The sequence below is a fragment of the Micromonospora sediminimaris genome, from assembly GCF_016863575.1.
Taxonomy (GTDB): Bacteria; Actinomycetota; Actinomycetes; order Mycobacteriales; family Micromonosporaceae; genus Micromonospora; species Micromonospora sediminimaris.
In genome coordinates this window covers 21164-41536 of sequence record NZ_BOPD01000005.1, presented here as the reverse complement: position 1 = coordinate 41536, position 20373 = coordinate 21164, and the positions used below count along the sequence as shown (strand labels likewise).

The window sequence follows — 20373 nt, the reverse complement described above, 5'->3', positions numbered from 1 at the left end:
ATGATCAGGCTGACCCTGCGGTCGTTGCGCGCCGAGGCGGCGCGCATGCTGCTGTCCACCCTCGCCGTCGTCCTCGGGGTGGCCTTCATCGCCGGCACGTTGATCTTCGTGGACGGGATGCGGGCCGGTGCCTACGACCGGGCCGGCACCTTCGACCGCCACACCGACGTCGGTGTCTACCGGGACGAGGTGATCGACGCGTCCCTGGTCGAACGGGTGCGCGCGGTCGACGGGGTACGCGCCGCCGAGGGCGAGCTGATCGGCACCGGCGGGCTGGTCGGCTCCGACGGCCGTCCGGTGCTCGGCCACGGGGTCCTCGCCGCGATCCCCACCGATCCCGCCCTCCAGTCGTACGACGTGGTGGCCGGCCGCCTGCCCGCCCGCACCGGCGAGCTGGTGCTCGACCAGCGGACCGTCACGGCGCAGGGGTTCGACCTCGGCGCGCCGGTACGTGTCGGCGGCGCCAGCGGCGCGGCCCGCCCGTACACCCTGGTGGGCGCGGTCGACGTGGCCGGTACTGCGCGCGACGTCGGTGGTCCGTACATCGGTCTGGTGGGTGCCGACGCCCTCGCCGCGACCGACCGCGGCGGCTACGACCGGATCATGGTGGCGGCCGAGGCGGGTACGACCGATCGGTTGCTCGCCGAGCGGATCGCCGAGGCGGTCGGCGCGGACACCACCGTACGCACCCGACAGGAGATCCTCGACGCCGCTGTGGCCGAGGAGGTTCGCGACCTGAGCCAGTTCAACATGGTGCTGCTCACCTTCGCCGGGGTGGCCGTGGTGGTCGCCGCCTTCGTCATCGCCAACACGTTCACGATCGTGCTCGCCCAGCGCACCCGGCGGACCGCGCTGCTGCGCCTGGTCGGTGCCACCCGGGAACAGGTGTTCCGGGCCACGCTGCTGGAGTCGGTAGCGGTCGGGCTCGCCGCCTCGACCCTCGGCGTGGGGCTCGGTGCCGGGCTGGCGGCCGGCCTCAACCTGTTGATGGCGCGGCTGGACACCCCGTTGCACGGCGAGCCGACCCTCACCGTCGGCACCGTGCTGGGCTGCCTCGCCGCCGGCACGGCCCTCACGGTCGGCGCGGCACTCGTACCGGCCTGGCAGGGCACCCGGGTCGCCCCGGTGGCCGCGTTGACCGACGCCGCCGTCCAGGTCGCCCGCCCCGCCGGCCGGGTACGCCTGGCGCTCGGCGCGATCGTCCTCGCCTGCGGGGTGGCGGCACTGGTCGGCGCGGCCTCGGCGGGGCAGGTCGTGCTGGTGGCCCTGGGCGGGGTGCTCAGCTTCCTCGGCCTGGTCCTGTTCGGTCCGGTGCTGGTGCCGGCGTTGGTGCGGTTGTTCGGCGTCCCGACCCGCAGGATCTTCGGGAGGACCAGCTCCCTCGCCGTGGCCAACGCGGTCCGCAATCCGCGACGGCTCGCCGCGACCGCCACCGCGCTGGTGATCGGGATCGGCCTGGTCTCCTCCTTCGTGGTGGGCGCGCAGAGCACCAAGGCGGCCATCGAGCGCAGCGTCGACGCCGAGGTGGGCGTGGACTTCGTGGTGACCGGGATCGGGGTGGAGCTGCCCGCCGGGGTCGTCGACGCGCTGGCCGACCGGCCGGAGCTGGGCACGGTGCACGAGTGGCGTACGCACGTGGTCGCCGACGTCGAGTTCCGGGCCGCCGCCCCGGCGCTGGTCGGTCACCGGGTCGACCGGGTGCTCACCGGGCAGCTCGACCGGTTCGGACCGGGTCGGCTGCTGGTGCACCGGGAGCTGGCCGGTCGGCGTGGTTGGTCGGCGGGGGAGACGGTGACCCTGCACGGACGCTCGTTCGAGGTGGCGGCGGTGGTCGTCGGCACCGGACCCGAGGCCGACAACGGGCGGGTACCGGAGGGTCACGTCGTCGAGCTGGACGACGCCGACTTCACCCGGCTCTTCCCCGACGAGCGGGGCCACCTGGCGGAGGTCGACCCGGCGGCGGGGGTGTCCGCCACTGCGGCCCGGGCCGCGATCGAGGCGGTCCTGGTCGACTACCCGACGGTCAACCTGATGGACCAGGCGGCGTACAAACGGATGCTCACCGGCACCGTGGACATGCTGCTGGCGTTCGTGGTGGCACTGCTCGGACTGGCGGTGGTGATCGCGTTGGTCGGGGTGGCCAACACGCTGAGCCTGTCGGTGGTGGAACGCACCCGGGAGAACGCGGTGCTGCGGGCGGTCGGTCTGACCCGTGGGCGGATGCGGGGCATGCTGGCCGTCGAGGCGGTGCTCACCGCGCTGGTCGGCGCGGTGCTCGGCGTCGCCCTCGGCACCGGGGTCGCCGCCTCGGCGATGGCCGTGCTGTCCCGGATCGCCGGCGAGTTCACCCTCGTCCTGCCGTGGGGACAGCTCGGCGGCATCCTCGGGATCGCGGTGCTGGCGGCGCTTGTCGCATCGGTGCTGCCGGCCCGCCGGGCCCTGGCGCTGCCCGTCGTCGAGGCACTCGCGGACCGCTGATCAGAGGCGTTCCACCGTGGGGCCGGTGCAGCGGTTGCGGGTGTCGAAGACGTATCGGGCATGCCGGACCACGAGGTCGTAGTCGAACACGTCGTGGTCGGTGACCACCACGACACCGTCGGCCTCGCGCAGCTCGCGCTCGGTCAGGCTCACCGTCAGCACCCCGGCGGGCAGGTGGTGCGCCTCGGCGTACGGCTCGACCGCCCGGACCTCGGCGCCGAGTTCCCGCAGCCGGCGGGCGACCTCCACGGCCGGCGAGTCGCGCATGTCACCGGTGTTGCGCTTGTACGCCAGCCCGAGCAGCAGCAGCCGGGCGTCCTTGACCGCCCGCCCGGAGCGGTTCAGCCCGGCCATCACCCGTTGCGCCACGTGTTCGGGCATCTCGTGGTTGACGTCGTTGGCCAGCTCGATGAACCGGAACTGCCGGCCGAGGCGGCGCTTGACCTGCCAGGAGAGGTAGCAGGGGTCGATCGGCAGGCAGTGCCCGCCGACGCCGGGCCCGGGCCGGAACGGCATGAATCCGAACGGCTTCGTCTCGGCCGCCTCGATGGCCTGCCACACGTCGATGTCCAACTGGTGCGAGAGCATCGTCAGCTCGTTGACCAGGGCTATGTTGACCTGCCGGAAGGTGTTCTCGATGAGTTTGGTCAGCTCGGCTACCCGGGTCGAGTCCACCGGGACCGTGCGTTCCACGAGGCGCCGGTAGAACGAGTCGATCCGGGTGAGCGCGGCGGCGTCCACCCCGGAAACCACCTTCGGGGTGTTGGCCAGCCGCCAGGTCGGGTTGCCCGGGTCGATCCGCTCGGGGCTGTACCCGAGGTGGAAGTCCCCTGGGCTGCGCAGCCCGCTGGCCGCCTCCAACAGCGGTCGGAGCAGCTCCTCGGTGGTGCCGGGGTAGGTGGTGGATTCCAGGACCACCGTACAACCGGGCCGCAGGTACGGTCCGATCCCCGTGCCGGCCTGCTCCACGAAGCTCAGGTCGGGGGTGCCGTCACGCAGCGGAGTGGGCACGGTGATGACGCAGATGTCGAAGTCCTTGGCATCGGCGTACTCGGTGCTCGGGCGGTACCGACCGCTGGCCAGCGCACGGCCGAGCCGGTCGGCGGGAATGTCCGACACGAACGACTCGCCCGAAGCGAGGCGCTTGATCCGGTCGGCGTCGACGTCGAGGCCGACCACGTCCAGACCGGCCTCGACGGCCTGCATGGCCAGCGGCAGACCGACGTAACCCTGGCCGACGACGACCAATTTCTCCACGCTCACCCGAACTCCCGAACAGTAGGAGATAACTGCTGGTGAGGAGCCTAGAGCGCAGTGTGGTGCCGTACGTCCGTTTCGGGGATTTAGAGCGACCGGCCGGTGAGGTCAGCCGCCCCCCTCGCCCTCGCCGGTGCCCGGCTCACCGTCCGGCGGCGTGGTGGGCGTGGACGGCGTGGTGGGTGTCGACGACGCCGGACTGCTGGGCGTATCCGTCGGCTCCGGGTCGGGGCTGGGCGTGGTCGGGTCCGGCGACGCGGGCTCGCTCGACTCGCTGGGCTGCGGCGAAGACGGCTCAGGCGACGGAGACTCGCTCGGCCGGGTCGTCGAACCGGCCGGACGCAGCGACGGCGCCTGCGCCGGTGCGCTCTCCTGCGGGCTCGGTGGTGCCGCTTCCTCGTCGGTGGACTCCACCGTCGGTGCGGTGGTCGGCAGCTTGACCGCCGGGGTGTTGGCCTCCTGGGTGGCGCCGAGCGCTGCGCCGAGCGCCGTCATCCCGACCAGCACGGCGGTCAGCGCGCCCACCAACTTGCCGCGACGCCGACGGCCCGGTGGCGGTGCGTCGATCACCGGCAGTCCGGTGCGTGTGTCCGGCCCGGCGTCGCGCAGCGCCGTGGCCGCCGGGACCACCGTGGTGGGCAGGGAGCCCTCGGATACGGCTGCCCGTGCCGCCTCCGCCATCGCCGCCGCGCTGCTGAACCGGTCGGCCGGGTCCTTGGCCAGGGCCCGGTCGACCAGCACCCGCACCGCTTCCGGGATGTCGTGGGGCAGTTCCGGTGGTGGGTCGTCGAGATGCCGGACGGCGACCTGGAGAGGGTTGTCGCCGGTGAACGGCGGACTGCCGGTCAGACAGCAGTAGGCGACGGCACCGAGCGCGTACAGGTCCGTCGCGCCGGAGACCGGTCGCCCGGCGGCCTGCTCGGGAGCCATGTACAGAGCGGTGCCCGGCACGGCGTTGGTGCTGGTGATGCTGGTGACGTTCGTCGAACGGGCCACGCCGAAGTCGACCAGGACGACCGTGCCGTCCTCCTGGATCAGCAGGTTGCTCGGTTTGACGTCGCGGTGCACGATCCCGCCGACGTGCGCGGCGTGCAACGCCTGGGCCGCCTGCGCCACCACCGACATGGTCAGGCCGACGTCCAGGCGACCCTCGGCCTCGATCCGCTTGGACAGCGGCTGACCGGTGACGAACTCCATGACCAGGTAGTCGGCCCGGCCACCGTCGGGCAGATCGTCCTCACCGCAGTCGTAGACCTGCACGATTCCCGGGTGCCGCAGCGCCGCCATGATCCGTGCCTCGGCGCGGAACCGGGCGATGAAATCGGGGTCGGAGACGAGCGAGGGCAGCAGCACCTTGACCGCGACCTGCCGTCCGAGGATCAGGTCGGTCGCCCGCCAGACGTCGCCCATGCCGCCGGTGGCGACACGCTCGTCCAAGCGGTAGCGACCGCTGAGTACGACCTCCGAAGACAACACGGCATTACCGTACCCACCGCGAGCCCGAACGGCGCGTCGGCGGGTCGGGCCGTGCCGATGGTCGGCCCGTTGTCCGAATCGACGGACCCGTCGACCGCGGACCGCGGTTGTCCCAGGGTGACCAGGACGGCACAGGGCGCCACATTGTCGTCGGTGTCGGTCCGGTCCGACTGTCCGCAGCGTCGTGGGCCCGCGCCGCGTTACGGCGAACCGCGGTTGCGCAGGTAGACAATTCTCACTGCGGGTGTGCCCGCCACGTCCCGGTCCGGCGGTGTCGGCGCTTCGAACGTCGGCCCAACCTCGGTCGGCTGGGACTGGCGCGCGGTCAGGTTGTGGTCCTCGGCGTTGTCGGCGAGAATCCGCTACCGGGCCGCACGAGCCCGGTTCGTTCAGGTCAACGGGGGTGGGGTGCGGAGCGAGGTCCGGGGCGCGGAGTCGGCCGAGTCGAGGCGTGCCGCCCCTCGGTGGGCCTCCCGAGAGCGGCCGGTGGGGCGGCGGTGCGACCGTGACCGGTGAACTGGACGAACTGGTGGTGGCCGCCCGGGCGGGCGACGAGGACGCCTTCCGTAACCTTTACCGCAACCTTCAGCCCGGGCTGCTGCGCTACCTGACCGCCCTGGTCGGTGCGGACGCCGAGGACGTCGCGTCGGAGACCTGGTTGCAGGTGGCCCGCGACCTGCCCACCTTCACCGGCGGCCAGTTTCGTGCCTGGGTCGTCACCATCGCCAGGAACCGAGCCATGGACCACCTGCGCCGGCAGCGCCGTCGCCCCGCCTTGTCAGTGCCCGTGCAGGAACTCAGCGAGTTGGCCGGGGACGCGGACACCGCCGAACGGGCGGGCGAGAGTCTCGGCACCGAGGCCGCGCTCGCGATGATCGCCAGCCTGCCGCCCCGGGAGGCCGAGGCGGTGCTGCTGCGGGCCGTGATCGGGCTCGATGCCGAGACCGCCGGGCGGGTGCTCGGCCGTCGGGCCGGTGCGGTGCGTACCGCCGCCCACCGTGGCCTGCGCCGGCTGGCCGTGCTGCTGGACCAGCGAGCTGCGAGCACCGCACCCGACGACGTCCCGACCGGGGCCGACATCCGGGCCCGGCGACGAGCCGGCCTGCCGCCGCAGACCGAACCGGTGGACGGCTGACATGCGTGGACTGCGAGTGATGCTGAGCCGGTCGCGACGCGGCGACCACGAGCGGCTGCTGGATGCCGCCCCGCACGCCGGACCCACGCGTACGGCACCGGGACCGACCGGCCCGCTCGCCGACCTGTTACGGGCCGCCGCCGGTCCGGCGCGGGAGCGGGAACTGGCCGGCGAGGAGGCCGCCGTCGCGGCGTTCCGCACCGCCCGCCAACCTGGGGCGGCGGCGTCGACGCCCCGGCGACGACGGCGCCGGTTCACCGTTGGCGCGGTGGCCTGGGTCGCCGGTCTGGCGGCCACCGCCACCGCGGGCGTCGCTCTGGCGGCGGCCGGTCTGGACGGCTCCGGTCCGGTCTCGCCGCCGGTCGTCACCAGCCCCGCCGCGCCGGCACCCACCATCGACGCCACGCCTCCCGGGGAGACCGGGCCTACCGGAGCGGCCACCGCAGCCCCGACCGACGGTCCTACCGCAGCCCCGACCTCCCCACCCGCGCGGTCGCCGAGCACCCCGGTGTGGCCACCGGGCGCCTCGGCGAGGCCGAGCCCCGGAGCCAGCGGGAACGTCGGCCCCGGAAACTCGGAAAACACCAGGGACCATCCGGGCCTCTGTCGGGCCTATCTGGCCAAGTCGGAACGGCAGCGGGAGCAGGCGCTGCGTACGCCGGCCTTCCAGGAACTGGTGGTCGCGGCCGGCGGCGCGGAACACATCGAGGAGTACTGCCACGGCCTCCGGGCCGAGCCGGAGCAGACCGGAAGCGCCGCCGGCTGAGTCCCACCGGACCCCTCCGTCCGGCGGTCCGCGCGAAGGGGAACCTGTTCCGCCCGAGTCGAATTCGACCGAATCGTGAAATCCGTTCGACGGACGGTTGGTCCCTGCTACACAGATGGTGGCGGAGCTGCCGAGACCGCCCCCCGGGCGAATCGCCTCGTCAACCAGCCGGCGAAGGCGACGTGTCAGGCGTTCGGAGCCGGTGCGCCGGCACCGTGCGGTTCAGGTTCTTATGGGTTCGATGTCACCGGGGTGGGCTACCGTGGCGGCGGATCGATCGGGAAGGAGCCACGCATGGTGATGTCACCGGAGGTGGACCGGATCCCGGTGCTGCGGGACCGTGCCGCCGCGGCCCGGCACCTCGCCCGGATCTGCTTCAAGACCGGTCCACCCACCCTCACCGGGGTCGAGCTGGAATGGACGGTCCACGACGCCGTCGATCCGGTTCGCCCCGTCGACGCCGCGCGGCTGCGCGCGGCACTGGGGCCGTACGGCCCCACCACGCTGGACCCGACCAGCCCCGCCCTGCGCCTGCTCCGGGGCAGCGCGATGACCGTCGAGCCCGGCGGGCAACTGGAGATCTCCACCGCACCGCAAGCCTGCGTCGCCGCGCTGATCGAGGCCACCCAGTCCGACGTGGAGCAGGCCACCAGACTGTTGGACGCCGCCGGCCTGACTCTCGGCCGGGCCGGCATCGACCCGTACCGACGCCCTCGGCCGGTGATCGACACCCCCCGCTACCGCGCGATGCGCCAGGTCTTCGACCGTCGCGGGCCCGACGGGCGGACGATGATGTACAGCACCGCCGGGCTGCAGATCTGTCTCGACGCCGGGCAGCCTGAGCAACTGCCGGCCCGCTGGCAACTGGTACACGCGGTCGGGCCGCCCCTGCTCGCCGCCTTCGCCACCGCCAACCGGCACGCCGGCCGTGACACCGGCTGGGCGTCGGCCCGGATGGGCGCGTGGTGGCGCATCGATCCCGCCCGCACCGCCCCGGTCTGGACGCCCGCCGAAGCCGACCGTGATCCGGTCGCCGCCTGGACGGCCTACGTCCTGGCCGCGCCGCTGCTCTGCGTGCGCGGCGACGGTCCGGACTGGACAGCTCCGCCGGGCGTGACCTTCGCCGACTGGGTCGACGGGGCGCTGCACCGACCGCCCCGCGTCGACGACCTGGAATACCACGTCAGCACCCTGTTCCCGCCGGTGCGTCCGCGTGGCTACCTGGAGATCCGCTACTTCGACGCCCAACCGGGGCGGGGCTGGATCCTGCCGTTGGCGGTGCTCAGCGCACTGCTCAGCGGGCCCGACACGATCGTCGCGGCGATGGAGGCGGCTGCGCCCGCTGCCGACAGCTGGCGCCGCGCCGCGCGGCACGGCCTGCGGGACGCCACCCTGGCCCGGGCCGCCGCGGGCCTGCTCGACCTGGCCCGGACCGCGTTGCCGCGGCTGGAACTGCCGCCGACCCTGCACCAGGAGATGGACCACGGATTACGACGGCGGCGTGACGCCGCGGAGAGGAGCATGCGGTGACCGACATCGGCATCGACCGCGACGCCGAGGGGTTACGCGCCCGGATCGCGGCGGAGCTGGCGCGTACCCGCGCCCGCACCGCCCTGCTGACCGAGGCGGTGGACGACGACGACCTGATGCGTCAGCACTCACCGTTGATGTCCCCGCTGGTGTGGGACCTGGCGCACGTGGGCAACCAGGAGGAGCTCTGGCTGGTGCGCGACGTCGGCGGGCGGGAACCGGTCCGATGCGACATCGACGACCTGTACGACGCGTTCAAGCAGCCGCGTCGGGACCGCCCGTCGTTGCCGTTGCTGCCGCCGCCGGAGGCCCGGGCGTACGTGGCCACGGTCCGGGAGAAGGTGTACGACCTGCTGGACCGGGTCACCTTCGACAGTGGTCGGCTGGTCACCGACGGCTTCGCCTTCGGCATGATCGTGCAGCACGAGCAGCAGCACGACGAGACGATGCTCGCCACCCACCAGTTGCGTTCCGGCCCGGTGGCGTTGCACGCGCCGCCGCCGCCCGAGCCGACCGTACGGGTGCCCGCCGAGGTGCTGGTGCCCGCCGGCCCGTTCGTGATGGGCACCGACACCGACCCGTGGGCACTGGACAACGAGCGCCCCGCCCACCGGGTGGACCTGCCCGCGTACGTCATCGACGCCGCACCGGTGACCAACGGTGCGTACCGGGCGTTCATCGCCGACGGGGGATACGACGACCCGCGCTGGTGGACCGAGGCGGGCTGGCAGCACCGCAGGCAGGCCGGGCTCAGCGCGCCGATGCACTGGCGGCGGGACGGAGACGGCTGGGCCTACCTGCGGTTCGGCAGGTTGGACCGGGTCCGCGACGACGAGCCGGTGGTGCACGTCTGCTTCCACGAAGCACAGGCGTACGCCACCTGGGCGGGCAAGCGGCTGCCCACCGAGGCGGAGTGGGAGAAGGCCGCCCGGTGGGATCCGGCGACCGGCCGGTCCCGGCGCTATCCGTGGGGGGACGAGGATCCGACCTCCGCGCACGCAAACCTGGGCCAGCGGCACCTGTCGCCGGCACCGGTGGGCGCCTATCCGGCAGGCGTCTCGCCACTCGGGGTGCATCAACTCATCGGCGACGTGTGGGAATGGACCGCCACCCCGCTCCAGGGCTACCCGGGCTTCGCCGCCTTTCCCTACCGGGAATACTCCGAGGTCTTCTTCGGCGACGACTACCAGGTGCTGCGGGGTGGTTCGTTCGGTACCGACCAGGCGGCGTGCCGCGGCACGTTCCGAAACTGGGACTATCCCATCCGGCGACAGATCTTCAGCGGCTTCCGCTGCGCCCGGGACGCCCGGCCGGACGAGGCGCATCGGTGACCGCCCGGAAGCCGGTCGCCTGATGTGCCGACACCTGGCCTATCTAGGGCCACCGGTGACCCTGCGGGAGCTGCTGTTCGACCCGCCGCACTCGCTGCTGCGCCAGTCCTGGGCTCCCCGCGACATGCGCGGCGGCGGGACCATCAACGCCGACGGCTTCGGCATCGGGTGGTACCCGGACGGCCCGACGCCGGTGCGGTACCGCCGGGCGCAACCCATCTGGAGCGACCCGACCATCGCCGAACTGGCCGCGGTCACCTCCACCGGCGCGGTGCTGGCCGCCGTCCGCTCAGCCACCGTCGGCATGGCGATCGTCGACACCGCCGCCGCGCCCTTCGCCGAGGGGCGGTGGCTGTTCAGCCACAACGGTGTGGTCCGGGGCTGGCCGGACACGATGGTCCCGCTCGCCGCCGAGCTACCCGTACGGGACCTGCTCACCCTCGACGCGACGACCGACTCGGCACTGCTGTGGGCGCTGGTCCGTGACCGGTTGCGCGCCGGTGTCGCGCCGGCCCGGGCGGTCGCCGAGACGGTGACCTCGGTGGCGGCGGCGGCCCCCGGCTCCCGGCTCAACCTGTTGCTCACCGACGGGCACACGGTGGTCGCCAGCGCGGCCGGGCACGCCCTGTCATTGCGTGCCACACCCGCGTCGGTGCTGCTCGCCTCCGAACCGCACGACGACGGACCGGGCTGGCGTGCGGTGCCCGACGGGCAACTCGTGCAGGCCACGGCGACCGATCTGCGCCAGCAGGCACTGGCGGCGTGGTGAGGCGTCCGGGCGGCCGGCCGGCAGGCATCGGGTCCGCACACACCTGTCAGACACGACGGAAGGGGACAGCAGATGAGCGCTGAGCCGCTCGAGATCCACCTCGACGACCGGGACATCAGTCGCAGCCTGCGTCGGGATGTCCGCGTCGGGCTGACCGCCGCGGTGAAGTGGCTGCCGCCGAAGTGGTTCTACGACTCCCGGGGCAGCGAACTCTTCGACGAGATCACCCGACTGCCCGAGTATTACCCGACCCGGGCCGAGCGTGCCGTCCTGGCCGCGCAGGCGACGGAGATCGCCGAGCTGACCGGCGCGAAGACGCTCATCGAGCTGGGCTCCGGTTCCTCGGAGAAGACCCGCCTGCTGCTGGATGCCTTCACCCAGCACGGGGGGCTCGGCACGTTCGTGCCGCTGGACGTGTCGGTCAGCGCGCTGGCCGGGTCCACCGCCGCCCTCGCCGCCGACTATCCGGGCCTGCGGGTGCGCGGCATCGTCGGGGACTTCACGCGCCACCTGGAGCACCTGCCGACCGGCGGGCGGCGGCTGGTCATCTTCCTCGGTGGCACGATCGGCAACCTGCTGCCGGAGGAGCGGGCGGCGTTCGTCGCCGGGATGCGGGCCGCGCTGGAGGCGGGTGACTGGCTGCTGGTCGGTACCGACCTGGTCAAGGATCCGGCGGTGATCGTGCCCGCGTACGACGACGCGGCAGGGGTGACCGCGGAGTTCAACCGCAACGTGTTGCGGGTGCTCAACCGGGAACTCGGCGCCGACTTCGATCCGGCGGGGTTCGCCCATGTCGCGCTCTGGAATCCGGAACAGGAGTGGATCGAAATGCGGCTGCGGGCTGAGCGATCCATGCGAGTGGCGGTGCTCGACCTGAACGTCGACTTCGCCGTCGGTGAGGACCTGCGTACCGAGGTGTCGGCGAAGTTCCGCCCGGAGGGGATTTCGCGCGAGTTGGCCGCCGCCGGGTTCCGCACTGAGCGGTTCTGGACCGACCCGGACGGCCTGTTCGGGGTGACCCTCGCACGCGCCGAATGAGCGCTGTCCAGCGGCGGAGCTGATCTGCTCGGCACCGGGGGTCCGGCGGCCGGCACGCCGGGCCCCGGTGATCCGGGCACGGACGATCGGCTAGGCTGGGCGTAGCGAAGGGGAGTAGCCCATAACGTCGTGGTCGACATACTGGTGCGTGACGCATCCGGCCACCCGGCCTCGTTTCGGCGAGGCGGGCGAGACCTTCGACCCAGGCTGTTGCGGCCGGGTCGAGGGCGTCCCCACACCCTTCTCCCGGTCTGATCCGGGAAGGACATCATGGACGGGTTCCTCGCCGCGCTGGTGATCAGCTTCGGCGTCATCTTCGTCGCCGAACTGGGAGACAAGTCCCAGCTCATGGCGCTGGCCTTCGCCACCAGGTATCGCACGGTGCCGGTGCTGATCGGCATCACCGTCGCCACCACAGTGGTGCACCTCGCCTCGGTGGCGATCGGCCACGGCCTCGGCGCGACCCTGCCGACCGGCTGGATCTCGCTGCTGGCGGGTCTGGCCTTCCTCGGCTTCGGCGCGTGGACGCTGCGGGGCGACCGGCTCACCGAGGACGACGAGCGCCGTGCCGCCCGCGGCGGCAGATCAGCCGTGATCACCGTCGGTGTCGCCTTCTTCCTCGCCGAGTTGGGCGACAAGACGATGCTCGCGACCATCACGCTGGCCACCCAGTACGGCTGGTTCGGCACCTGGATCGGCTCGACGATCGGCATGGTCCTGGCGGACGCGTTGGCGATCATCGCCGGTCGGCTGCTCGGTCGGAAGTTGCCGGAACGAACCATCAGGTACGGCGCCGCCACGCTCTTCGCCATCAGCGGTGTCTGGCTGATCATCGACGCGGTGACCCAGTTGCGCTGACCGCCGTGGTCGCCTGCCCGGCGGCCACGGTGACCGGCCCGTCGTCGTACGACCCGGCGCCGACTACCCGCAGGCAGGCCGGGTAAGCCGTCGGGGTGGACGTCGAGGTGATCCTCCAACGGGGCCACCAGTTGCTGGTGACCGCTGTGGAACTCGTCGGCGCGTTCGTCATCGTCGTCGGCGCGACGCTGGCCGCGTTGCGGTTCGTGGTCGACGGGCTGCGCCACCGCGACGCCGCCGTGTTCACCCGGATCCGGCTGTCCCTGGGGCGCTTCCTGACCCTCGGCCTGGAATTCCAGCTGGCGGCGGACATCCTGCGGACCGCGCTGTCGCCGACCTTTGCGCAGATCGGCCAACTGGCCGCCATCGCGGCCATCCGGACGGTGCTGAACTACGTGCTGGGACGCGAGATCGAACACGAGCAGCGGCAGGTCGACAACCGATGAGGATGCTGCTCTCCGCCCTCATCACGGCGCTCGGTGTACTCGCGGCGGCGGTGGCGTTGCTGACCACCGGCTCGCGTACGACGGCCCTGGGGGTGTTGCTCGACATGCTGCTCGCCGCCGGCCTGCTGCGGCTGACCGGGGAGCAGTCCTGGGCGGAGATCGCCGTACTGGTGGCGATCGTGGCCCTGCGCCTGCTGGTGCGTACCGCGTTGACCGCGGACTTCCGGCGGCGGTCGAGAGAGGCGAAACGCCCGGCCGAGCGGGTCGGCCGGGCGTTTCCCCGATGAGCGCGGCGCGGAACGGGTCAGCCGCCGGGCTTCTGGTAGACGTCCGGCACACCGTCCCGGTCCTGGTCGACCTGCTCCTTGAGGGCGATCGCGCGGTACACCTTGTTGCGCCGCCGCAGCACGACGGTGGCCAGCAGCGCCGAGATCAGCGAGCCGGCCAGCACCGCCGCCTTGACGTTGTCGCCCTCGCCGCCGTCGGAGCCGAAGGCCAACTCGCCGATGAGCAGTGACACGGTGAACCCGATACCGGCCAGGAACGACACGCCGAGCAGGTCCGACCAGCTGATGTCCTCGTCCAGGCTGGCCCGGGTGAACCGGGCCAGCAGGAAGGTGGAGCCGAGGATGCCGACGCACTTGCCGACGACGAGGCCGAGCACGATGCCGAGGACGATCGGGTCGGTGATCACCGCGCCGAGGTCCGCGCCACGCAGGGACACCCCGGCGGCGAAGAACGCGAAGACCGGTACCGCGAAGCCGGCCGAGATCGGCCGCCACACGTGCTCCAGGTGCTCGGCGAGGCCGGGCATCGGGCGGCCGCCGGGGCTGCCCTTGCCGGCGAGCACCGGCACGGTGAAGCCCAGCAGCACGCCCGCCACCGTGGCGTGCACTCCGGAGGAGTGCACCAGGGTCCAGGCGATCACGGCGAGCGGGATGAGCGCCCACCACCAGGTGCGGCGACGCTGCACCAGCAGGCCGAACAGGGCGATCGGCGCCAGGGCGGCGAGCAGCGGGACGATGCTGAAGTCGTCGGTGTAGAAGATCGCGATGATGGTGATGGCCAGCAGGTCGTCGACGACGGCCAGGGTGAGCAGGAAGGCGCGCAGTCCCTGCGGGAGATAGGCCCCGATCACGGCCAGCACCGCCAGCGCGAACGCGATGTCGGTGGCGGTCGGGATCGCCCAGCCGCGCAGTCCGTCGCCGCCACCGGCGACGTTGACGGCCACGAAGATCAGCGCCGGCACGACCATTCCGCCGACCGCCGCCACCACCGGCAGCGCCGCCCGCCGCGGGTCACGCAGTTCGCCGGCGACGAACTCGCGCTTGAGTTCCAGCCCTACCACGAAGAAGAAGATGGCCAGCAGGCCGTCGGCGGCCCAGGTGGCCAGGTCGAGGTCGAGGTGCAACGCCGCGCCGCCCGACCAGGGCACCCACCGCCCCAGGTCCGCGTAGGCGTCACCCCAGGGCGAGTTCGCCCAGACCAGTGCGATCACGGCGCCGAGGAGCAGCAGGGCGCCGCCGACGGTCTCCGTGCGCAGCACGTCGGCCAGGAAACGCGCCTCGGGCCAGGAGGTACGCGCGAAGAGGCCGCGCACGCCACGGCGCTCGGGGGGCGGGGTCTGATCGGTCATACGTGAGGTCCACCTCGTCGGTCGGAGGGCAGCACGGCACCATCGCCGACCAGGCTTCCCGGCACACCCGTGCAAGACCCTATCCAGTGCCGACGACCGTCGCGAGCGGGGCGAACGCGACTCTTCCCACAGGAGGGCGAGGAGTCACCCGAAGTGCTCGGCGAAGACACCGCATTTTTTCCGGGTCGGAGCGATTCCGACAGACCCCCGGTCCGGTTGGTCACTGCGGGCACGATCCGCCATTGAGAAAATACCTAACTCCGGACATAAGCCGCATGAGCCGCTTTAATGGTTTCACGAGATTGAGTCGACCTTGGGGGTTTTCGTGAAGTTCTTTGGCGTTACCGGCCCGGTACGGAGGCCCGCCTGATGGACCTGTACCGCCAACTACGCCTGGTGCGCCGGCACTGGTGGATCGTCCTGGTCACCCTCATGGTGGCCCTGGGCGTGACCGCGCTGGTCACCGTGCGGGCCCAGCCTCGCTACGTCGCCTCGGTCACCTTCTTCGTCACCACGCCGAGCCAGGGTGTCACCGATGCCTACCAGGGCGGGCTCTTCCTCCAGCAGCGGGTGAAGTCCTACGCGGAGCTGCTCACCAGCGATCGGCTGGCGCAGGCCGCCGTGGCCGACAATCAGCTCGGGCTGACCGCGGAGGAGATTCAGCGTCGGGTCAGCACCTCCACCGAGACCGGCACGGTGCTGCTGCGGGCGTCGGTGACCGACACCGACCAGACCCGGGCGTTGCGGGTGACCGAGGCGCTCTCGGCGAAGTTCGTGGAACTCGTCCAGAAGGTCGAGGCACGGCCGGACGGCAGCCCGGGGCCAATCAAGATCGAGGTGGTGAGTGGGCCACGGGTGACCCCGACGCCGGTGTCGCCGCAGCCGGTACGCAACACCGCGATCGGCGCCCTGCTCGGTCTGCTGGCCGGCGTCGGTCTGGCGATTCTGCGGGGGATGGCCGATGTCCGGCTGCGCGACGCGGCCGGCCTGCAGCGGGTGACCGGCAGCCCGCTGCTCGGCGAGATCCCGATCGACACCAGCGCGCGGTCGGCTCCACTGATCGTCGGTGACGCCGCCACCTCGGCGCGGGCCGAGGCCGTCCGCAAGCTGCGGACGAACCTGCGCTTCGTCGACGTGCACGAGCCGGCCCGGGTCATCGCGGTGACCAGCGCCCTGCAGGGCGAGGGCAAGACCACCCTGTCGTGCAACCTGGCGATCGCCCTGGCCGAGGCGGGCTGGCGGGTGCTGCTTGTCGACGCCGACCTGCGTCGCCCGAAGGTCGGCGACTACCTGGGTATCGACCCGGGGGTGGGGCTGACCGACGTGCTCGTCGGCGACGTGCAGGTGGGCGACGTGGTCCAGCGCTGGGGCGACAAGTCGCTGCTCGTGCTGCCCAGCGGCTCGGCGCCGCCCAACCCGAGCGAGCTGCTCGGCTCCAAGGCCATGTCGGATCTGCTGCTCGCCCTGCGTGAATCCGCCGACATCGTCATCATCGACACCGCGCCGCTGCTCGCGGTCACCGACGGTGTGGTGGTCGCCGTGCAGGCCGACGGCGCGCTGTTGGTCACCCAGCAGGGACGTACCTCGCGGGCCCAGGTGGCGGCGGCCGCCCGGGCCCTGCACTCGGTCTCGGTGCGGCTGCTCGGCTGCGTGCTGAACATGGCCCGGGTGCCCAAGGCCGAGGCGTACCAGTACGAGGCCTACCGGGTGGTCGCCGCAGCGACGGGTGGCCAGTCGGTGCCGTCGGAGCGCAGCAGGGGCGGCCGGCATGCCGAGCGGGCCAACACCGGCGAGGTGAGCGACCACACGCAGGAACTCACCCGGCTGTCCCGATGAGCGTGGCCAGGGGGCGCAGCGCGCGGTCGATCTCCTCCGCGCAGCGTCGGAAGTCCTCCGGGGTGCCCCCCACGGGGTCACGCAGGTCGTCCGCATCGCCGGGGGCGGGCTGCAACCGCCCCCGGGCCAGTGCGGCGGCGGCCACCGCGGCCCGTACCGGATCGTCCTGCTCGTCCGGCGGTGGTTCGGCCGCCGCGGCGAGCCGGCCGAACTGGCGCAGCGTGAAGGTCCGGTGCAGCGCCGCCGGCGCCAGCGCGGTGCAGATGGAGCGCTGGCGCCGGGTAGCGGTCAGCACCAGCACCGCCCCGGTGAGGTGTTCCGGCAGTAGTCGCCGGCTGCGGAACGACGCCGGGTCCTCACCGGTCTCGGCGGCGATCGCCGCCGCGTACGGATGCATGGCCAGGCCCTCGACGGCGTCGGTGCCGGCGCTGGCCACCGTCACCGGCTGCCCGGTGAGCAGGCGACGGGCGGCGTACTCGGCCATCGGTGACCGGCACAGGTTGGCGTGGCAGACGAACAGCACCCCGCTGAGCATGTGGAACCCCCTGGACGACGCGGTCGCGGGCGGTGGCGCCGCGACGTTTGACGGTCGCCGGTGGCGTCCGCCCGGTGAGGGGATGTCGAGATCGTACGCATTCGTCGCAGCCGCGGTCCCGGGCGGCGCGCCGAACCGATGCGAGGGAACGGGGGTGTCCGGGTGCGAATCGGGATGGTGACGTACCACTTTCCGCCGGAGCCGGCGTTCATTCCCGGCAGCCTCGCCGAGGAACTCGCGGCGCGGGGGCACGAGGTGCGGGTCCTCACCGGCTTCCCCGACTATCCGGGCGGGCACGTGTACCCGGGGTGGCGGCAGCGTTGGCACCACGAGACCCGCAGCCGGGGGCTGACCGTGCGGCGGGTGCCCCGGTACAGCACCGGCGACGTCACCGTACGCGGCCGGATGGCCTCCTGGCTGACCTTCGCCGGCAGCGCGGCGCTTGTGGGCCGCCGGTTCCTGGCCGGCGTGGACGTGCTGTACGTGCACCAGCCGCCGGCCGCCGTCTTCGCCTCGGCGGCCCTGCTGCGCCTGCTCGGTCCGGTGCCGCTGGTGCTGCACGTGCCGGACGTCTGGGCCGAACAGGTCCCCGAGGCCATCGACGACGGCAGGTGGGCGGCGCGGGTGCGGGCGGCCACCCTCCGGACCTACCGTGCCGCCAGCCGCGTCGCGGTCACCACGCCGTCCCTGCGGGACGCGGTGCTGGCGGACGGGATCGACCAGGCGCGGGTCCGGGTGGTGCTCAACTGGACCGACGAGCGGATCTTCCGCCCGGTGTCGGCCGGTCCGGCCGCTCGGCGGTTGGTCCGCCGGGACGAACGGTGCGTGGTGATGCACGCCGGCACCATCGGCGCGCGGCAGGGACTGGACACGGCGGTACGCGCGGCGGCGGCCCTGGGCGAGACCGTGGATCTGGTCCTGGTCGGCTCGGGCGCCGACGAGCGGCGGGTGCGGGGCCTCGCCGCCGAGCTGCGGGCCGACAACGTCCGATTCGTGGACCGGCGCTCCCCGTTGGACATGCCCGAGCTGTACGCCGCTGCCGACTACCAGCTGGTGATGGTGCGCGATCTGCCCGAGCTGCGCAGCAGCGTGCCGGACAAGCTCCAAGCGGCCCTGTCCTGCGGCGTACCGGTGGTCGCCTCGGCCGGCGGCGACACCGCGACGCTTGTCGAACGGGCCCGGGCGGGGCTGTCCTGCCCACCAGAGGATTGGGCCAGCCTGGCGGACCGGCTCTGGCTGGCGGCGCAGATCCCCGCACCGGCGCGGGCCGAGATGGGTCGGCGCGGCCGGGAAGCGTATCTCCGGGAGATGTCGCTGCCGTCGGGCGTGGATCGCATCGAGGAGCTGCTGCGCGAGGCGGCGGCCATCGGCGCCAGGCGTGCCACGGAAGCCGAACGAACCTCTCGTAACGCCTGATCCCGTCATTAACACTCCAAACTCACCGTTAGGTGTTAAGAACAATGTGGTCTTCTGTCCGTTTTTGGAAAGAGGTGTGATGTGTCGGAGAGCGAGAGCCCTCGACGGCGGCGTAGCCGATCCCGCCGCCGTCGGCGCGCCCGACTGCGTCGCATCCTGCTGACCACGTTGGTGGTTGCCTCGTTGGTGCTGGGTCTCACCGGGTGGGTCGGTTTTCGTGGCTGGCAGGCGCGTGCCCACCTGGTCAACGCCGCCGGCCTGGCCGGTGAACTGAGTGCCCATCTGGTCGGTGGCGACACCGCACGCGCCCAGCGGACCCTCGCCGCCCTGCAGGAGCAGGCCGGCGCGGCGCGGCGGGCCACCGGGGACCCCGGATGGTGGCTCGGCCGACAGGCCCCGGTGGCCGGGGCGAACCTCACCGCGGTCCGGCAGATCGCCATCGCCATCGACGACCTGGCCCGCCAGGCGTTCCCGGCGCTGCTCCGGGTCGACCTCGGCGGACTGATCCCTCAGGAAGGTCGGCTGGACCTCAACGGCCTGCGCGCCGTCACCGACGATCTGGTCGCGGTGCACGCCACGGTCCAGCGGACCCGCGCGGAGTTGGCCGAGGTCTCCGGTGACCGGCTGGTCGGGCAGGTCCGACGCGCCCTCACGGAGCTGCGTGGCGAGATCGACCAGTTGGCCGCGATGACCTCGGCGGCGGACCGGGCGAGCCGACTGTTGCCGCCGTTGCTGGGCGTGGACGGGCCGCGACGGTATCTGCTGGTGTCGCAGAACCCCGCTGAGCTGCGCGCGACCGGCGGCATGTTCGGCGCGTACGCGGTCATCGAGGCGAACAATGGCCGAGTCAAGATGGGGGCCCAGGGCAGCGGTTCGAGCATCGGCCGGTTCGCCGAGCCGCTGAAGATCCCGGCGGAGGTGCGCGCCCTCTGGGGAGAGCTTCCCGGCATCTATCCGGCGGATGTGAACCTCAGCCCGCACTTCCCGACCGCGGCGGCCCTGTACCGGGAGATGTACCGCCGGCACAGCGGGGAGACGGTGGACGGGGTCCTGGCCGTCGACCCGGTGGTGCTGTCGTACCTGCTGAAGGCCACCGGGCCGGTGCGGGTGCCGGGTGGCGTGGCGTTGAGCGCCGAGAACGCGGTCAAGACGCTGCTCAGCGACACCTACCAGCGGATGAGTCCGAGAGAACAGGACGGCTTTTTCGCGGGTGCAGCGGCCACCGTCTTCGACACGCTATTCGCCCGGAACGTCCACCCGAATGGGTTGTTGTCCGCATTCAACCGCTCTATACAAGAACGTCGGATACTGTTCTGGAGTGCCCGACCGGAGGAACAGCGGACGTTCGGCGACAGCCGGGTGGCCGGGACGCTTCCGGAACAGGACACCGTGCCGACGGTCGGCGTGTTCCTCAACGACGGCAGCGGCGCGAAGCTCGGCTACTACCTCCGGCAGACCGCCGACCTGACGGTCGGCGACTGCCACGCAGACGGTCGCCGTGAGCTGAACCTCCGGGTGACGCTCCGGTCCACCGCACCGGCTTCGGGGCTCAGCGAGTCGGTCCTCGGCCTCGGCCGGGCCGGGGATCCGTACACCGTCCGGACGCTGGTGTCGGTGTACGGGCCGGCCGGCGGGGCGGTGCTCGACACCCGGGTCGACGGTGCCGAGACCTCGGTGGGCAACGGCACCGAGCGGCGGCGGCAGGTCGCCACCGTGAACGTCGAGATCGGACCGGGCGGGACCCGCACGTTGGAGGTCTCGCTGTTGACCGGCAAGACGGACAGCGGAGCGGCCGAGCTGTGGCTGACCCCGACCGCCACCCCATGGACCACCCATGTTGTTACCGCACCAAGCTGTTCTCAGTAG

General features: G+C 72.4%; 17 protein-coding genes. 13 read left to right on the top strand and 4 right to left on the bottom strand.

The genetic code is table 11. From position 1 onward, the window contains the following. Positions 1–2478 (top strand): ABC transporter permease, encoded by a 2478-nt coding sequence (locus tag Vse01_RS02830; RefSeq protein WP_093402698.1) that lies wholly within the window; start codon positions 1–3, stop codon positions 2476–2478. Here Vse01_RS02830 and Vse01_RS02825 read toward each other — a convergent pair whose 3' ends face one another. Then, positions 2479–3741: a nucleotide sugar dehydrogenase gene (locus Vse01_RS02825; protein ID WP_093402699.1), complete on the bottom strand. Its 1263-nt coding sequence runs from the start codon at positions 3739–3741 to the stop codon at positions 2479–2481. It lies immediately after the preceding gene. 102 nt (positions 3742–3843) lie between these two features. Beyond that, positions 3844–5211, bottom strand: a complete 1368-nt coding sequence (locus Vse01_RS02820; RefSeq protein WP_093402700.1) for a serine/threonine-protein kinase — start codon at positions 5209–5211, stop codon at positions 3844–3846. Positions 5212–5716: 505 nt separating this feature from the next. On the opposite strand from Vse01_RS02820, the gene Vse01_RS02815 reads away from it, so the two are divergent. The 9 genes from Vse01_RS02815 to Vse01_RS02775 all read left to right on the top strand — a co-directional run bounded on the left by Vse01_RS02815 (position 5717) and on the right by Vse01_RS02775 (position 13371). Next, on the top strand, positions 5717–6346 hold the full coding sequence (locus Vse01_RS02815) for an RNA polymerase sigma factor (protein ID WP_093402701.1): 630 nt from the start codon (positions 5717–5719) through the stop codon (positions 6344–6346). Between the two features lies 1 nt (position 6347). Next, positions 6348–7112: a hypothetical protein gene (locus Vse01_RS02810; protein WP_093402702.1), complete on the top strand. Its 765-nt coding sequence runs from the start codon at positions 6348–6350 to the stop codon at positions 7110–7112. A 294-nt stretch (positions 7113–7406) separates the two neighbouring features. Further along, positions 7407–8642 (top strand): ergothioneine biosynthesis glutamate--cysteine ligase EgtA, encoded by a 1236-nt coding sequence (gene egtA, locus Vse01_RS02805; protein WP_093402824.1) that lies wholly within the window; start codon positions 7407–7409, stop codon positions 8640–8642. Further along, positions 8639–9973 carry an ergothioneine biosynthesis protein EgtB gene (gene egtB / locus Vse01_RS02800; protein ID WP_093402703.1) on the top strand — a complete coding sequence of 445 codons (1335 nt, stop codon included), beginning with the start codon at positions 8639–8641 and terminating at the stop codon, positions 9971–9973. Before egtA ends, egtB begins: the two co-directional genes overlap by 4 nt. A gap of 22 nt (positions 9974–9995) precedes the next feature. After that, entirely contained in the window at positions 9996–10742 is a 747-nt protein-coding gene (gene egtC, locus Vse01_RS02795) for an ergothioneine biosynthesis protein EgtC (RefSeq protein ID WP_093402704.1), read from the top strand. Positions 10743–10814: 72 nt separating this feature from the next. Continuing rightward, positions 10815–11780 (top strand): L-histidine N(alpha)-methyltransferase, encoded by a 966-nt coding sequence (gene egtD, locus Vse01_RS02790; RefSeq protein ID WP_093402705.1) that lies wholly within the window; start codon positions 10815–10817, stop codon positions 11778–11780. A gap of 270 nt (positions 11781–12050) precedes the next feature. After that, complete coding sequence (locus Vse01_RS02785; protein ID WP_093402706.1) at positions 12051–12638, top strand: TMEM165/GDT1 family protein; 588 nt, start codon at positions 12051–12053, stop codon at positions 12636–12638. A gap of 95 nt (positions 12639–12733) precedes the next feature. After that, positions 12734–13084, top strand: coding sequence for a DUF1622 domain-containing protein (locus Vse01_RS02780; protein WP_093402707.1), 351 nt, complete (start codon positions 12734–12736; stop codon positions 13082–13084). Then, complete coding sequence (locus Vse01_RS02775) at positions 13081–13371, top strand: DUF1622 domain-containing protein (protein WP_198413145.1); 291 nt, start codon at positions 13081–13083, stop codon at positions 13369–13371. The genes Vse01_RS02780 and Vse01_RS02775 overlap by 4 nt, the downstream gene beginning before the upstream one ends. A gap of 17 nt (positions 13372–13388) precedes the next feature. Here Vse01_RS02775 and nhaA read toward each other — a convergent pair whose 3' ends face one another. Next, a complete protein-coding gene (nhaA, locus tag Vse01_RS02770) occupies positions 13389–14720 on the bottom strand; it encodes a Na+/H+ antiporter NhaA (protein WP_093402708.1) in 1332 nt (443 codons plus the stop codon). Between the two features lie 369 nt (positions 14721–15089). Between nhaA and Vse01_RS02765 the strand changes: the two genes are divergently transcribed. Then, entirely contained in the window at positions 15090–16556 is a 1467-nt protein-coding gene (locus tag Vse01_RS02765) for a tyrosine-protein kinase domain-containing protein (RefSeq protein WP_093402709.1), read from the top strand. Here Vse01_RS02765 and Vse01_RS02760 read toward each other — a convergent pair. Then, entirely contained in the window at positions 16537–17091 is a 555-nt protein-coding gene (locus tag Vse01_RS02760) for an arsenate reductase/protein-tyrosine-phosphatase family protein (RefSeq protein WP_093402710.1), read from the bottom strand. The genes Vse01_RS02765 and Vse01_RS02760 overlap by 20 nt on opposite strands. 162 nt (positions 17092–17253) lie before the next feature. Here Vse01_RS02760 and Vse01_RS02755 point away from each other — a divergent pair, with 162 nt between their 5' ends. Then, on the top strand, positions 17254–18507 hold the full coding sequence (locus Vse01_RS02755; RefSeq protein ID WP_093402711.1) for a glycosyltransferase family 4 protein: 1254 nt from the start codon (positions 17254–17256) through the stop codon (positions 18505–18507). Positions 18508–18588: 81 nt separating this feature from the next. Further along, positions 18589–20373 (top strand): DUF4012 domain-containing protein, encoded by a 1785-nt coding sequence (locus Vse01_RS02750; RefSeq protein WP_093402712.1) that lies wholly within the window; start codon positions 18589–18591, stop codon positions 20371–20373.